This window comes from Proteiniborus ethanoligenes, assembly GCF_900107485.1.
Classification (GTDB): domain Bacteria; phylum Bacillota; class Clostridia; order Tissierellales; family Proteiniboraceae; genus Proteiniborus; species Proteiniborus ethanoligenes.
Genome location: NZ_FNQE01000003.1, coordinates 107,718 through 123,937, shown reverse-complemented (window position 1 = coordinate 123,937; position 16,220 = coordinate 107,718). Strand labels below are relative to the sequence as shown.

At 33.6% G+C, this 16,220-nt stretch carries 14 protein-coding genes and 1 riboswitch; of the genes, 13 read left to right on the top strand and 1 reads right to left on the bottom strand.

What is annotated here, in order from left to right; genetic code table 11:
• Positions 1-108: 108 nt before the first annotated feature.
• The 10 genes from BLV37_RS02555 (at position 109) to BLV37_RS02510 (ending at position 12,397) form a co-directional block, all read left to right on the top strand.
• Positions 109-642 carry a hypothetical protein gene (locus tag BLV37_RS02555; protein WP_091726811.1) on the top strand — a complete coding sequence of 178 codons (534 nt, stop codon included), beginning with the start codon at positions 109-111 and terminating at the stop codon, positions 640-642.
• Positions 643-697: 55 nt separating this feature from the next.
• On the top strand, positions 698-1,420 hold the full coding sequence (locus BLV37_RS02550) for a zinc ribbon domain-containing protein (protein WP_091726806.1): 723 nt from the start codon (positions 698-700) through the stop codon (positions 1,418-1,420).
• A 71-nt stretch (positions 1,421-1,491) separates the two neighbouring features.
• Positions 1,492-4,215 (top strand): hypothetical protein, encoded by a 2,724-nt coding sequence (locus BLV37_RS02545; RefSeq protein ID WP_091726804.1) that lies wholly within the window; start codon positions 1,492-1,494, stop codon positions 4,213-4,215.
• 12 nt (positions 4,216-4,227) lie between these two features.
• Positions 4,228-5,292 carry a zinc ribbon domain-containing protein gene (locus tag BLV37_RS02540; RefSeq protein ID WP_091726802.1) on the top strand — a complete coding sequence of 355 codons (1,065 nt, stop codon included), beginning with the start codon at positions 4,228-4,230 and terminating at the stop codon, positions 5,290-5,292.
• A 34-nt stretch (positions 5,293-5,326) separates the two neighbouring features.
• Positions 5,327-5,749: a hypothetical protein gene (locus tag BLV37_RS02535; protein WP_091726799.1), complete on the top strand. Its 423-nt coding sequence runs from the start codon at positions 5,327-5,329 to the stop codon at positions 5,747-5,749.
• A gap of 50 nt (positions 5,750-5,799) precedes the next feature.
• Entirely contained in the window at positions 5,800-8,793 is a 2,994-nt protein-coding gene (locus BLV37_RS02530) for a hypothetical protein (protein ID WP_091726796.1), read from the top strand.
• Positions 8,794-9,018: 225 nt separating this feature from the next.
• Positions 9,019-9,861 carry a fumarate hydratase gene (locus BLV37_RS02525; RefSeq protein WP_091726794.1) on the top strand — a complete coding sequence of 281 codons (843 nt, stop codon included), beginning with the start codon at positions 9,019-9,021 and terminating at the stop codon, positions 9,859-9,861.
• A 28-nt stretch (positions 9,862-9,889) separates the two neighbouring features.
• On the top strand, positions 9,890-10,426 hold the full coding sequence (locus BLV37_RS02520) for a Fe-S-containing hydro-lyase (RefSeq protein ID WP_091726791.1): 537 nt from the start codon (positions 9,890-9,892) through the stop codon (positions 10,424-10,426).
• A gap of 21 nt (positions 10,427-10,447) precedes the next feature.
• Complete coding sequence (locus BLV37_RS02515) at positions 10,448-11,623, top strand: NAD(P)-dependent malic enzyme (RefSeq protein WP_091726789.1); 1,176 nt, start codon at positions 10,448-10,450, stop codon at positions 11,621-11,623.
• A gap of 18 nt (positions 11,624-11,641) precedes the next feature.
• Positions 11,642-12,397 (top strand): exodeoxyribonuclease III, encoded by a 756-nt coding sequence (locus BLV37_RS02510; RefSeq protein ID WP_091726787.1) that lies wholly within the window; start codon positions 11,642-11,644, stop codon positions 12,395-12,397.
• A 95-nt stretch (positions 12,398-12,492) separates the two neighbouring features.
• On the opposite strand, the gene BLV37_RS02505 is transcribed toward BLV37_RS02510, so the two are convergent.
• A complete protein-coding gene (locus BLV37_RS02505) occupies positions 12,493-13,215 on the bottom strand; it encodes a cell wall hydrolase (RefSeq protein ID WP_208975183.1) in 723 nt (240 codons plus the stop codon).
• 6 nt (positions 13,216-13,221) lie between these two features.
• A riboswitch (cyclic di-AMP (ydaO/yuaA leader) is annotated at positions 13,222-13,355 on the bottom strand.
• A 293-nt stretch (positions 13,356-13,648) separates the two neighbouring features.
• Between BLV37_RS02505 and BLV37_RS02500 the strand changes: the two genes are divergently transcribed.
• The 3 genes from BLV37_RS02500 to BLV37_RS02490 are packed head-to-tail and all read left to right on the top strand — an operon-like array spanning position 13,649 to position 16,218.
• Entirely contained in the window at positions 13,649-14,656 is a 1,008-nt protein-coding gene (locus BLV37_RS02500; protein ID WP_091726785.1) for an ABC transporter ATP-binding protein, read from the top strand.
• A complete protein-coding gene (locus BLV37_RS02495; protein ID WP_091726781.1) occupies positions 14,640-15,437 on the top strand; it encodes an ABC transporter permease in 798 nt (265 codons plus the stop codon). The genes BLV37_RS02500 and BLV37_RS02495 overlap by 17 nt, the downstream gene beginning before the upstream one ends.
• Positions 15,421-16,218 (top strand): ABC transporter permease, encoded by a 798-nt coding sequence (locus BLV37_RS02490; protein WP_091726778.1) that lies wholly within the window; start codon positions 15,421-15,423, stop codon positions 16,216-16,218. Before BLV37_RS02495 ends, BLV37_RS02490 begins: the two co-directional genes overlap by 17 nt.
• Positions 16,219-16,220: the final 2 nt, after the last annotated feature.

Below are 16,220 nucleotides of genomic sequence, written 5' to 3'. Positions count from 1 at the left end.
AATCACCTGTTTTGGGTGGATACTTTTATGCAAAAAATATTTAATATATTATCATAGCATCATACAAAGCCATGAGAATTACAATTGTTTGTGAAGGGTGGGTTTACTTTGAAGGCAATAAAGCAGAAGCTTACATTACTTAGCTTATTAAGCTTTTTAAGTACAGTTATTGTGCTTTTTTTTCTAATTAAGGAAATATTCATATTAAAAAATAGTGTTAGATTAAACTTCATAGTTATTTTCCTTATTGCCTTAACCTTATTGATACTTCTTATATATCAATACAATAAATTTAAAACGGCTAAGTTGATTTTGGAAAGTAAAATTTTACACATAGAATCTGCCAAGATAGAAGAGGAGACTAATGTAAAAGATAATGGAGTTTCCTTTGTGGATGGAATAGAGGTATATATTTCATGCTTTGGTATACTATTAGGCTCCAAGGTTATCAAATTTAATATAGATAAAATTATATTGAAGAAGATAGAAGTAGATTCTAAATATATTTGTTTTACATACTCTAGCAATAAAAAAACTAAAATGATTAAAATCTTACATGGCAGTATGAACAAGTATGAGTTACAGAACTTCATAGAGAGGTTTAGCTATGAAACAGGCATAGTTCCTATACTATTTACTTGATTTGATTATTTTCATTGTTTAAATATTTCTTTTATATCTAAAAAGGAGGGATTTTATGTATTGTAAAAATTGTGGTTCGGCTTTACCAAATGAAGCTAAGTTTTGCAAATTTTGTGGAAACAGTCAAGGAGAAAGAATACCTGAGAAAAGAGTAGAAGAAGAAAGGACAAGAGCCACATCACCTAATGTTGGCTATGGATTAGCTGGTTTTTCTAATAGGATTTATGATCCTGCATTTCAAAAGTATATAAAGAGTAGCAATAGGTGGAGTGCAATTTTTTCAATTGTCTTAGCAATAGCAGCAATTATAGGTTTTTTTATATATGGCGAAACCAGCTCAGAAATGGAAAATCCTCAATCCTTGTTTATAGGTTTTGGAATTGGTGGCATGTTTATTTTAATAGCACTATTCCAAATATTAGGTAGAAAAAGAGGGAAAACCTGGGATGGAACAGTCATAGACAAAACCATAAAAAAGAAACAACATAGACAGAGTACTGGTAGTGGTGATAATGACCATTATTGGGTTGATTACATTGAGTACACTGTTTATATCAAGAGTGACAATGGAAAGAAGCATAAAATCAGAAGAGAAGATAATGACACAATATACAACTATTATCAAATAGGAGACAGAGTTCGTTATCATGGAGGATTAAACTCCTATGAAAAGTATGATAAATCCAGAGATAAATATATTTTCTGCAATGCTTGTGGTAGCTTAAATGATATGCAAAGCGACTGTTGCTTTAGATGTAAATGTCCCTTGTTAAAATAATAGAACCATAACTAAACAAATTAAACTAGTATAAGATTCTAATCAAGTTATTAGCTGAGGAGGTATAAAGGATGAATCATAAATTATATGGAAAGCTGAGTACAGTACTAATATTATACTTCTTAATAGCGTTCATGTTTCCATTTAAGGCCTTAGCCGATTCTGGATATGTTATTCGTTATGAGAGTCCAAAATATGAAATAGAAGGCCTGTTAGATGATTATCCACCATTCTATTATGAGCTTTTAAAGGATATAGATGTGGAGGTTGGACCTGACGAAAAGTTTACTTACAGCAACGAGGTATCCTATTACGAAGCTGAACCAAGACATTCACAATGGTATGGATATGGAAGAATTTCCATGGAGGGAAGTATAGTTAAAATGAATGGCTCCTCCAACGATACAATGATTCTCTATGGCAACATGTCCTTTTATATTGATGCATATTATACAGCAGATGGAGACCACAATTGGATTGATTATGAAACCCAGGCAGTAAAAAATGTTTTACAGTTTTCTTATGATGGACCTTATTATATTGTCGCAGGGATAAAAGGAGAAAGTGGCAAAAACTTAAGCCTAGGTTATGATCCACAGACTAGTAAAAGTGTAGATATGTCATTAACAAGAATTCATTATAACAAAGAAAATCAAGAGGTATATAGAAACCTTTCAAATGAATTTCCACCTTCTGGCTACAATTTTCAAATTTTTCAAAACAATCCTACTATAGCAGTTCAAACAGAAAACACTGTAGCATCTGAAATGCCTGGAGAAACAAGCTCTGAAGTAGCTAAAGAAATAGTCTTAGGTATAGTTAAGGCAATAGCAGTCGCAGGAGTAGCAGCAGGTTTAGGAGCTGCAGGGGCAGCGGCAGGAGGCTCAGGAACTCTTTTAGAAGGTAGAGAAGAAAGAGAAGAAGGACAAAGCACTTATAAAATGGTAATACATAAGGAATTTGGCAATAAGATTAAATACAATGGAGAACCTGTATTCGTATATGCAAGAATGATTCAGATAAATAGCAAAGGTGTGGAGATAGAAAGACCTGATTTGACACAGAAGATACAAATATTTTCAAAGGATGGAGTACTAGACATAGGACCTAGTACCTTATCAGACTCTTATGTAGGAGCATCAGTATACGCAAGGGCAACAGAAGATACTATACTAGCAAACGAAGGAATAATCAGCTTTAAATTTACAGGAAAAGGTGGAGTATTCCAAAACAATGTAAAATTTATGCTAATAGGTAAGGCCAGAATAGAGCTATCAAATCATCAAATATTTGTATTAGCTAACTCGGGAAAAAGCTTTGAGCTACCATTTAAGCTAATAGACTTTCAAAAAGAACCAAAAACCACATTGAAGTCTATGAAGGATGTACATGAATTTAGACTAGAAGTAGGAAAAGATAAAAATGGTAACAACCTTATAATTGTTACTGATAAGGCAGATAAGAAAAATCTTGATAAATTTTTTGAATCCTTCACCTGCGAAATAATTGCAGAAACGGAAAAAGAATATGTAAGTAGTATATTTTATGTAGAAATGTGCTACGAAGGAGTATTACCAGACTTCCTAGGAAAGCCAAAAGAAATTCGAGGCTACAAAGTAAGTATAGACAGTGACCAAATGGAAAAAACCATATTTGATGTAAAATTAGGAGTTTGGAGTGAAGGTAAAAGCACCCTAGAATTTGTAAAAGGGGATAGTATAGAAATTAGTTTAATAGATGAAAGAGAAATATTTAAGCTTATAGGGATGGAAATAAAGCCTGATGAAAACAATGTACTAACAAAATCAAAGAGATATATAGCCAGAGCAGAAAAAAACTTCCCATCTACAAAACCAGTAAAAGGTACAATGGAAATCACTGCAACATATGGGGTAAAAACCTTTGAAAGCAAAACAGAAATAGATCTAATACCTGACATTCTACAATACGAAGCAGATTATGAAAAAGAATATCAGGCATGTAAAAGAGTTATAGAAATATATATGGCTCCTAGATTTAGAGGTCAAAAGCTATACGAGCTAGAAAAAGCAAGAAATAATCTTGGGATAGAGGACTTTAGATTGTTCCGTAGAAACTGTTGGAGCATAGCAGAAAGGTCTATTATTCAGGAATCCCAAGAATACCTATTAGAAGCAGCATGGTATGATGAGGCAATAGCAACATTAGATTTAGTAGTATATATAGGAGATATAGCCTTCGACCTAGCCTTAGCACCAATAGGAGGACCTATTACTGGATTTATAGTAGCAAATGTTAAAAGCAGCTTTGTAAAACTTTGTGGGGAGCTTTATGCAGGTACAGATAAAAATATTTGGGAGTTAACAAAAGATATTGCAATTGACAGAGCAGTCGAAAGCCTTGGTTCAACAGATGGACTTATAGAAGTGCCTAAAGCAGATGAACCGAAAAAGCTGGTAATTTGGTTAACAAGCTATGTTCTATATAGAATAGGATACCATTGGCAATTTGATAAAGATGACAATAACAATCCAATAGGTATAACAGAGGCAGTAAAAAGAGGGCTTCTAGACTTTGTTGGAAAAGGGGCAGGAGTATTACTAGGAGATTATCTAAACCAGCTAGGTAAGGGCAGGTGGGTAGAAAAAATAAGTATAGCAGATACTGACCAAAAGCTAGTAAACGAAAATGTATCTAAAGCAGCAAAATATGGGTTAGATACCATGGATAAAGCAGCAGAAAAAGCGGATGCTTATATAAGCAAGGGCGTAAATGCATTACTAGAATATATAGAAAAATTAAAAATAGGTGGATAAGGAGGAAGAAAAATGAGAAATAGATTCTGTATAGAGTGTGGAGCAGAAATAAAACCAGATAGTAAATTCTGTATTTCATGTGGAAGTAAGATAGCTGAAGAATTAGAAAAAGAAGAAGTGCTTGAGCCTGAAGCATACAAAACAAAACCACCAATAAAAGAAAACCAAAAAGAAGAAGAAGTTAAGTCCAAAGATGAAAAGAAACGAAAAATTAACTTAGACAAAGTTTCAAGCCCTGGAAAGATATTTGACAATACTAGTTTTGACGCCACAACATCAGGAGAGATGATATTCACACAGACTATGCCTGCAATAAATAATATAGGAAGTACTCTTGGACCGATAAAGTATTTACTTAAAGGTATAGAGAATATTTTTAATGGCCTTAAGAATGCTTTTAGAGATAAGAAGAAGCTTATACCTGCAATAGTTATGGCTGCTATCTGGATAATCCTAACTATATTGCCTATGCTCGGAGTATATAATACACCAATTAGATACTTATCATTTCTCACCTTTGCTAGAGGAGGTATGGGTCAAGGCTTGTTAAACATAATTGGAGGAACTGTTGGGAAAGGTCTATATGCATATTTTGTAACAGCATTAATTCTTCCAATTTTTTCAGGTAAGAAACCATTTAAAGGTATAGGAGGAGGCATTAAGACATTATTAAAATCCTTTGCAGTAAAAGATATAAGTGAGGCGGTTCCATTATTTTTAGGTTCAGGCATTGCATTGATTATCTATAATTTTTTAAATGCTAATGCTTCACTAATCAATAGTATGGCAGGAATAGTTGGGTTTATAATGGCATTGCGAGCTCTATCAAGAAATACAGGATTTCTAAGAGGCTTTATAATGTCAGTTTTAAACAAATTAAGCAAGAAGAAATCTATGGGTACTTCCTTTGCAAATCGTACAATTGCAGGAATAACAACTGGCTTTGCTCTTTCCATACTATTTTCCACCATACCATTTAGATTTACCTGCTATGTTGTTGGCATCATTTTCATTGCTGTAGCACTTATTCTAAGGATAGCATCAGGTAGCAGCAATAAGGATATGGCTACCGCATAGCCAGCAGCAGGCTTTAGGGAAAGGATTGAAAATCATGAAAAAGAAAAAAATTAGAAGTATAGGGATACGGATATTAATAACTGTCATAGGGATTATGTTTATTCTATGGGGATTAAGCACCTTAGCCTTGGGAGCCTTTGGTGTAAAAGAAACCGCCTTAATTACTAATGTAAGACGTGAAGGAGGAGAACGCTCAGAGGCTACCCCTGGAAGATATACTTATGTTGTTAGCTATACATTTAAATTAGAAGATGGGAGAAGCATAGACGGATTTACAAAAAAAATTAGTGATGGAGTATTTATAAAGCACCCAAATACTGTTACTGCTGTTAAATATTTTTCGTTTTTTCCTTATATCAATGCTTTAGAAGAAGAAACAAAACCAGGCTTAAGTCAAATTATATATTTAGTTATAGGTGGATTTTTGATTGTAGCGATGAATAAAAAGACCGATTAAATAGTGCATCACTGCATTATTTAATATGAAGATAAGGAGGTGTAGTCCGTATGAAAGGGAAGAAAAAACTAGCAAGATTACTATTAATAATAATGATAATAGTTATTGCGATACCATTTAAAAACATATTAGCCTTTGCAGAGCCTGATAACTATAAAGATAAATTTGAAGAGGTACACATTAGATATGATGAAACTATAACTAAATTTAATGATTGGAATGACAGCTATCCTTATGAGGCACCTCTTCGTGAAATTATTAAGACCTTTGATATTAAAGTACATCCAGATGAGAAAGTATATTTTGAAGGCTCAGGCAGTTTGCCAGTAGAACATAGATACGGCTTTACAAGCATAGGTGGAAGCGGAACCCTTAAACTAGAAGGGGATATTGTATATGATGAGGTGACAGGATATCCTTCCGTAAAAGGAATTCTTAGCTATACTGCAGATGTTACAGAAAAAAACACTGATTTAAAGCAAACAATACAGTGGAAGGTGAATTGTAGTGGAGAATTTGTCCTAGGTTTACCTATGTCTGAAGTTTCAGAATCAATCTTTAGCTACGGTGGAGCATTGACAGATACAGATAAAAACCTAGTGACTAAAATTGTAACAGATGATGATGGAGAGAGTTCAGTTAACGAATCTGAAGATGGTTATTTTGGTCTAGGATATACCTTTAAATCAAATACAACACTAAAAGGAGCAGTAAGTGTTACTACCTCTGAAACAGAGCCACCGGAGAAAGCAAATAATATATCAATAGATCAAACAATAGACACAGAAGCATCTAAAACATCAGGAGAAACTAGTAATTCAGTGGCCAAGGCAGTAGTAGTGGGCATAACTACATCAGTTTTAGCCGCAGGATTAGGAGTATTAGCAGGAGCCAATAATGGCAGCAGCAAGGTAGAAGATAGTAAGGGCAGCACATACAAAATGGTCATATACAAGGAATTTGGAGATTCCATACGCTATGATAAGCCAGCAGTAGTAGTATATGCACGTATGGTGGAGATAAATTCAGAAGGAGTAGAAATAGATAGGATGGATTTAACTCAAAAAATCTCCATTTTTTCAGAAAACGCACATATGAAAATAGGACCAACGACAATTGCAAGCAACTATGTTGGAGCAACAGTGGAGGCCGAGTCTGTGAAAGGCGCAGAAAGCCCATCAGAGGGAATTGTTAGCTTTGTCTTTAATGGTGAAGGTGGTTCCTTCTGCAACAATGTTCGTTTTAAACTTGTAGGAGAACCTTATATTAAATTTGAAGAACAGGGCAAGAATCTTTTTATGGAAAAGGTTATGATAGAGGGGGATAATGGAGAATACACAGTTTTATTTTCACTACATGATTTTGTTGAAATTCCTAAGGTTAGTCTAAAGCCTCAGGACAATAGTCCATTTGAAGTAGAGCTTAAAAAAATAAAGGATTTTAAATATAAAGCTATAATGAATAATCAAAGTGTAAAATCTGAAAAATCTAGCACACAAAGAAAAGTATTTAATGTTGAAGTGATTGCTGAAAGCAATACAGATAATATTTCAGAAGCATTTCGTGTAGCCATATACCCTGAGGGCATATCCATATCAATAATAAAGTTTGATAAAGATGGATATGCTCAAATAGGTGCTTATTCTGATAATGAAAAGGCAGAAGTCGGAGAGGAAGTTCTTGCAACACGCTTCAAGGTTGAATTGGCAGTAAGCTCTGTCGATGAAAAAGGAGAGTATAAAGCTGAGCTTGTTGATTTATCAAAAGCTAATATTAAGCTTGATAATCTAAAAGGTAGTACAGTACAAACTGAAAATCTAGCAAAGGTGTTTAAATATGAAATAGAGGAAACCACAAATAGGGGAATATATAAATTTCAACCTAAAATGCAAATACCTGAGGGCAAAACGAAGCATTACCTAATGCTTCCTATAGATTGTGAGTATGATAGTAAGGATTACCATTTGGATTTGCCAATTAGACTAATCGGAGAACCATTTAATGAAATGAAGGAAAAGAAAGAAGAGTTAGAGCTTTTACTAAAACGGATAAAGAGATACATGCCTCCTGAGGACTGGAGCGACGTAATAAAACACATAAAGGAAAATTATGACATAATGTCACCGAAGGAAATAAGGCTACTCAACAAGAGCCTTTATGAAATCACTAGAATAAAGCTTCTAGACGAGGCTCAAGACAACATTAATTTTGCAGAAGCTTTGGACTGGGTTATCTGGGGGCTTGAGTGGGTAAAATGGGTAGGAGACCAGGCATTCTCATATGTTGCTATGGCTTATACAGGTCCAGTAGGAGAAGCTCTCTTATCACCTACAAAGGAAATTCTTGTTGGACTAATAAGTGAAAACATATGGTATCGAGAAGGTATCTCAAGTCCTGATGAAAAGCTTAGAGGAGTAAATGGAAACCTTATGGCAATGCTTGAAAATTCTTTGATGACACAGATAAGCTCAGACACAAATATAAAGAAGGCAGGCTTCATACTTGCCAGCTTTACAGTAATAAAAATTGTTAATCATTACTACAATGATGTAGGACCAGACGGCAAGCCTATAGGATTCTATGATGCCATACTTGCAGGACTTAGCGATTTAACCTCTACTGCATTTAAATTTGTAGTTTCAGAGAAGTTTGATGAGCTTGCAAATAACCCAAAAGCAAAAGAATATTTTAATAAATATGCAGGAGAATGGGTTAAAGAGGCCCTTGATTCCAATGCATCAGGATGGAGAGAAAAGGAAGTAGAAGTAATTAAGAAATATGTTGAGGAGATTTGCGGAGCTGGAGCAGCAAAAGTTTATACAAAGGCTACACAAGTAGAGTTTGAGGATAAAAGTGGAAGGCTTATTATCAATATTAATATCTGGGATGATGAAAAAGACCCAAATAATTCAATAATAGTGTTCCTTGATGTAATGGAAATCAAGGATAAGCTTTTTGACTATATTTTTGGAAATATGTTCGGGAACTTCCCATTTACAACCTCACCACTTAATCCATCAGCTGATCCAGTATTCGTCTATTAAAAAAATGCAAATGTAAGCCAATACAAACAAAAATAAAATTTTTAAAAGGTATTCTCTAAAAGACTAATAGAGAATATCTTTTTTTCTATCTTTTTTGTAATAAAGAAGGATTTTGAAATCTATGATAGAATGAAGAATAGGGATAATTTAAGTATGCAGAAGATAAGAATTTATATTTAAGATATAATATAATTATACTTATAAAAAAACAAAGAGGTGGATGAAATGCGACAAATAGATGTAGAGATTATTCAAAAGCTAGTTGCTGAAAAATGTATATCTTCTAACATTTATATTGAAGAGGATATACAGGAAGCTTTTATAAATGCAAAAAAGGCAGAGACTTCATCAGTAGGAAACATGGTTTTAGACATGCTGATAAAAAATGCTGAAGTAGCAAAGGAAAATGAAACACCATTATGTCAAGATACGGGCATGGTAGTAGCTTTCGTAGAGGTTGGACAAGAGGTTCACTTTACTAATGGTAGTATAACTGATGCTATAAATAAAGGTGTTATAGATGGCTATAGGGAAGGGTATTTAAGAAAATCTGTAGTAGAAGACCCACTAATAAGAAATAACACTAAAGATAATTCTCCAGCAGTTATATATTATAATATTGTACCTGGTGATAAGGTTAAAATAGAGCTTATGTTTAAAGGCTTTGGAAGCGAAAACATGAGTCAAATAAAGATGCTAAAGCCATCAGATGGAGAAGAGGGCGTAGTAGATTTCGTTCTTAAAGCAGTTAAAGAAGCAGGACCTAATCCATGTCCTCCTATAATAGTAGGAGTAGGCATTGGTGGCACAATGGATAAAGCAGCTAATTTAGCTAAACATGCCTTAATAAGACCAATTGGATCAAAAAACAATAAAGAGCATCTAGCTAAGCTAGAAGAAAAATTATTAGAAAAGATTAATGCTTTAGGCATAGGACCTCAAGGTTTAGGAGGGTTAACCACAGCCTTAGATGTACATGTAGAAGCATATCCTACTCATATAGCAGGCTTACCAGTAGCAGTAAATATAAATTGCCATTCTTCAAGGCATAGTACAATAATTCTATAGATAATATAAGACCATAAGGGGTGAAAAAATGACTGTTAAACTTATAGAAACTCCATTAACAAAGGAAGTTTTAAGAGAACTAAAAGCAGGAGATGTAGTATCTCTTACGGGTACTGTATATACTGGAAGAGATGCGGCACACAAAAGAATGATGGAAGCATTAAATAAAGGAGAAGCTTTACCTTTTGATATAAAAGATTCTATAATATATTATGTAGGCCCAACTCCAGCAAAGCCTGGAAAAGTAATTGGTTCTGCTGGACCTACAACAAGCTACAGAATGGACACTATGACCATACCTTTGCTTGAATTGGGCTTAGGGGGCATGATAGGAAAAGGATTAAGAAGTAAGGAAGTAATAGAAAGCATGAAAAAAAATGAAACTGTATATTTTGCAGCAGTAGGTGGAGCAGGCGCATTGATAGCAAGCTCAGTTAAAGAGTCAGAAGTAATAGCCTATGATGATTTAGGCACAGAAGCCATAAGAAAACTAACAGTAGAAAATATGCCATTAATAGTATGTATAGATATTTATGGTAACAATTTATATGAAAATACAAAATAAACTTGAAGGGAGCTGGGTTAAATGAAGGATTATAATAAGCTTTCGTTAGAAATGCATAGAAATAATAAGGGCAAGGTAAGTATTCAAAGTAAAGTTAAGGTAGAAAATAAAGATGATTTATCCATAGCATATACTCCAGGAGTAGCTCAACCCTGTAAAGAAATAGCTAATGATCAAGAAAAAGTATATGAATACACTTTTAAAAGCAACACTGTTGCTGTAGTAAGTGATGGGACAGCAGTATTAGGCTTAGGAGATATAGGACCCTATGGTGCAATTCCAGTTATGGAAGGAAAATCCATATTATTTAAAGCCTATGCAGATGTAGATGCTTTTCCTATTTGCTTGAAAACAACTGATACTGAAGAAATAATTAGAACAGTAAAATTGCTTGAGCCAGTATTTGGAGGCATCAACCTAGAAGATATAGCAGCACCTAAATGCTTTGAAATAGAAAAAAGACTAGATGAGGAATTAGACATACCAGTATTTCATGATGACCAGCATGGAACAGCTATAGTAGTATTAGCTGGACTTATTAATGGATTAAAATTAGCAGAAAAAGAGTTTAAGGATTTAGAAGTAGTCATAAATGGTTCTGGAGCAGCAGGTATTGCAATAGCTAAGTTATTATTAAGTGTTGGAGTTAAGGATGTAATATTGTGTGATAGAAAAGGAGCCATATCTAAAAATAGACAGGATTTAAACCCAATAAAAAAAGAAATGGCTGAAATAACTAATAAAGCTTCACTAGATGGTGAATTAAAGGATGTAATAGTTGGTAAAAATGTGTTCATAGGAGTGTCGTCAGCAGATTGCTTAACAAAGGAAATGGTAAAAACAATGGGTGAAAAATCCATGATATTTGCAATGGCAAACCCTATACCAGAGATTATGCCAGATGATGCAAAGGAAGCAGGGGCCTTCATAGTAGGCACAGGAAGATCTGACTTTGCTAATCAAATAAATAACGTACTGGCATTCCCAGGCATATTTAGAGGTGCTTTAGACGTAAGAGCTAGTAGAATCACCCAAAACATGAAGATACAAGCAGCCTATGGAATAGCAAATATAGTTAAAGAAGAAGAGCTAAATGTAGATATGATAATACCGAGTCCATTTAACAAGGAAGTTGCAATAGCAGTGGCAGAAGCAGTAAAAAAAGCTGCTATAGATGATGGAGTGGCTAGAGTATAGTTTGAAAGGAGCAAAAGAATGAAACTTATTTCTTGGAATGTTAATGGGCTTAGGGCATGTGTTAAAAAAGGTTTTTTAGAATACTTTAATGAAATAAATGCAGATATGTTTTGTATTCAAGAAACTAAGCTACAGGAAGGCCAAATAGAATTAGATTTAGAAGGATATTACCAGTACTGGAATTATGCAGTAAAAAAAGGCTATTCAGGTACGGCTATATTTACAAAGAAAAAACCCTTATCTGTAAAATATGGAATAGAAATTGAAGAGCATGATCAAGAGGGAAGAGTAATAACCTTAGAATTTGAAGAATTCTTTTTAGTCAATGTATACACTCCAAACTCTCAAAGAGAGCTGGCAAGACTGGATTATAGAATGAATTGGGAGGATGACTTTAGAAGCTATCTTAAAGAACTAGACTCAAAAAAACCTGTAATCTTATGTGGAGATTTAAATGTAGCACATAAAGAAATAGACTTAAAAAACCCTAGTACTAATAGAAAAAATGCAGGCTTTACAGATGAAGAGAGAGAAAAAATGACAGTGCTTTTAGATAATGGCTTTATAGATAGCTTTAGATATTTTTATCCAGACCTAGAGGATGCATATACTTGGTGGTCCTACATGGGACGAGCTAGAGAAAGGAATGTAGGCTGGAGAATTGACTATTTTGTTGTATCTGAAAAGCTAAAGGAAAAGCTAAAGGGTGCAGAAATTCATTCAGAGATAATGGGTAGCGACCATTGTCCAGTATTACTAGAAATAAATTATTGAGAAAAATAGCAAGCAAAGATAAAAACCTTGGTTAGATAAAACGGGCCAAGGTTTTTATGATTTTTCCATAAGGATATGTTGCGCTATTAATCTTACTATTTGTAAAACACGTGATCACCTATACGTGCTACATATGTTTTGTTATTTACAATCCATTTACCTTCTGCTTTATCAGGATTGAAAAAATAAGTTGAATTTCCAACTGGCTTTACACCATTTAGAGAATCTTTAGCTGCTTGTACACTTTCTGCTGATGGAGTATTGTATATAGTTCCATCTGCTACAGGACTAAATTGAGGTATGCCTTTGTAGTATTCAAAGATTACACCTTTTACTGTGTTTGGAAAAGCACTGGAAGCTACTCTATTTAATACAACGCTTCCAACTGCTACTTTTCCCTTATAGGGTTCAGCTCCAGCTTCTGCATGTATTATCCTTGAAAGCCAATATAGGTCATCTGATGAGCTTGAGCTTCTACCTATACTTGTCCCACGAGATACTGAGCTAGATGAACCATATAATAATGATTGAGTCTGCTTACCAGCTATTCCATCAATAGTTATCCTGTTAGCTTTTTGAAATGAAATTACTGCTTTTTCAGTTCTTGGTCCAAAAATACCATCAACATTTCCTGCCCAGAAGCCTTTGTTATTTAAAGCTTGCTGTAGCCTTGAAACCTCAGAACCTCTACTACCAAGTTTTAATGTTACATAAGAGCCTGTATTACTTCCAGCAGCATAGACACTAGTTATGTTCAGTAAGATTAATAATGTTAAAAGAAATAATGAAGTGATAAACCTCTTCTGATGCATTTTCATATGAAAACACCCCTTCTTTTTTGCTTCCGAAGTTAGCTGACGGGTTCGGGACAGAAGGCTCCCTACTATGACATCCATAGATTAACCCCTTAGTTGGTTCCTCCGTACCTAGAAAAACTAGGATTCAGCAAATATGTGTTTTAACATAGTTCATATTATATAAGCCCCAAGATATTATGTCAACCTATGGTGAAAATTACCACGAATACTAAAGTTATAATAAAAATAATATTGTACTTGACATTTAAGGAATTAGATGGTAAATTATATGGTAATATTTGAGAGTGTATCTAGGGTTCCGGCTTTAATTTAAAGTGCTTGGTCCAAGCGATACAGGATGATTATTATCTACACTTCTAGGAGAAAAGCCTGGAGGAGGAGTCTCATTGACTCTTCTTCCGGGCTTTAATTATATAATTTGAGGGGGGTAAATATGAGCATTATACAGGTTAGAGATTTACAAAAGACTTTTCGTGTTAAAACTAAGAAGGCAGGATTGAGAGGTAGTATGAAGGCAGTATTAAATCCTGAATACAGAGAGATTCAAGCTGTCAACAATGTTTCCTTTAATGTTGAAAAGGGAGAAGTATTAGCATTCATTGGACCAAATGGAGCAGGGAAATCTACAACGATAAAAATGCTTACAGGAATTTTATATCCTTCTTCTGGAGAAATCAGTGTTCTTGGACTTAACCCGTCAGTTCAAAGAAAAATGTTAGCCTACAAAATAGGGACGGTATTTGGACAGAAATCGCAGCTATGGTTTCATCTACCACCTATAGACAGCTTTCAGCTTCTAGGTAGAATATATGAAATTTCAAACTCTCAGCTTAAGCAACGAATTATGTATTTGACTGAATTGTTTGAAATAGAAGAGCTTCTTGAAATACCTGTGCGAAAGCTATCATTAGGACAAAGGATTAGATGTGAAATAGCAGCTTCTCTTTTACATAACCCTGAAGTAATATTTCTAGATGAACCAACCATAGGCTTAGATGTTGTAGTTAAGCAAAAAATACGTGAGTTAATTATTAGATTAAATAAAGAAAATAAAACTACTATATTTTTAACCTCTCATGATGCTGGAGATATAGAACGAATTTGTAAGAGAGTACTAATAGTAAACCATGGTGAAATTGTACTAAATGAGTCAGTAAAAAACTTAAAGTATAATTATATGAATCAAAAGATTATAGATATTAAATACAATGAGCCTGTAGAGATATTAAGTGAAAAAATAGACGTAATAAAGCATAGAGGATACGCTGCTAAAGTAAAGGTGGATAGCTCTATTCATGATATTGATACTGTTATAGGCGAATTAATGAAAGTAGGAAAAGTTGCAGATATTACCATATCTGAGCCACCCTTAGAAGAAATAATTTCACATATATACCTGCAAAAGAGCTTAGGTGGTGATAATTTTGAAAAAACTATATAAATATTTATTTATATGCAAAATAAGTTTATCAAATAATCTTGTATATGTAGAAAACTTTATAGCTCGAAATTTTTTCTTAGCCTTTATCATCTATATTATGTTAATGCTTTGGGAAAACATATATGGGCAAAAAGGAGATATTATTGCAGGGCTTAGCTTGAGCCAGATGATATGGTATTTGATAGTTACAGAAATGGTTACTCTATCACGTTCAGATGTATTTAATGAGGTTTCTACAGATGTTAAAAATGGGAATATAGCTTATATGCTGAACAAACCTTATAACTATATACTTTATTGCTTTTCAAATTCTCTAGGAGAAATTGGAGTTAAATTGATTACTAATATAGCTATTGGATTAGTCATAGGTATTCTTTATGTAGGCCCTTTAACAGGATTTAAGCTAATTCATTTACCTTTTGTCATACTTTCATTATTGTTAGGTATTGGGATAAATTTTTTCGTCCATATATCTTTATCCTTAACATCTTTTTGGGTAGAAGAAAACAGTGCTTTTTATTGGATTTATAGTAAGCTAGTATTTACATTGGGTGGTATGCTAATACCCCTAGAAATGTTCCCAGAATGGATAGAAAAAATAGCTAGAAAGCTTCCTTTTGCATATGTAACTTATAGTCCTGCTAGGCTTGCAGTTGATTTTTCTTTTTCTAGCTTTTCCAAAGCATTGTTTTTTCAGCTTGGATACTTATTATTCTTTTTTTTACTTTCTATGTTTATTTACAGAAAGGGGGTTAAGGCATTAAATGTTAACGGAGGTTAAGAAAACCTTAAATCTAATAGCTAAGTATTTTTGCTTCAATCTTTCTGCATCTATGGAGTACAGAACTAGCTTTATTATTCAAACCTTTGGTATGATTATAAATAATGCCTCCTTTATATTTTTCTGGTGGATATTATTCGAAAATGTAGAGAGTATAGGAGGCTATGGCTTTAAGGAAGTTATGATGCTTTGGGCTATATCTTCAGTATCTTATGGAATTAGCTTTGTCCTGTTTGGTAACATAAGGAGAATAACTCACATGATAGTTAATGGGGAGCTTGATCCATACTTATTACAGCCTAAAGATGTTCTTATAAATATTATTTCATCTAGTACTGTTGTTTCTGCATGGGGAGATATATTATACGGTATTATCCTATTCATAGGCATTAATGGAGTAAATTTAGCAGATTTTTTATTGTTTCTATTTTTCTGTACTACAGGTGCTTTGATTTTTTCAAGTGTTTTGATACTTGTAAATTCCTTGACTTTTTATATGGGTAATTCACAAGGAATTAGTGGATTAGTTCTTGAATTTATGATTACATTTAGTATATATCCAGAAGGAATATATAAGGGAGTTGCAAAATATATTATATATACTATTATCCCAGCAGCTTTTATATCCTTAGTACCTGTCAGATTATTACAATATTTTTCTTTTAAATGGTTTTTAGTGCTCTTATTTTTTACAGCAGCTTGGATAATATTCGCATATTGGTTTTTCTATAAAGGCTTAAAGAAATATGAATCAGGAAACTTAATAGTAAATAAGCTTTAAAG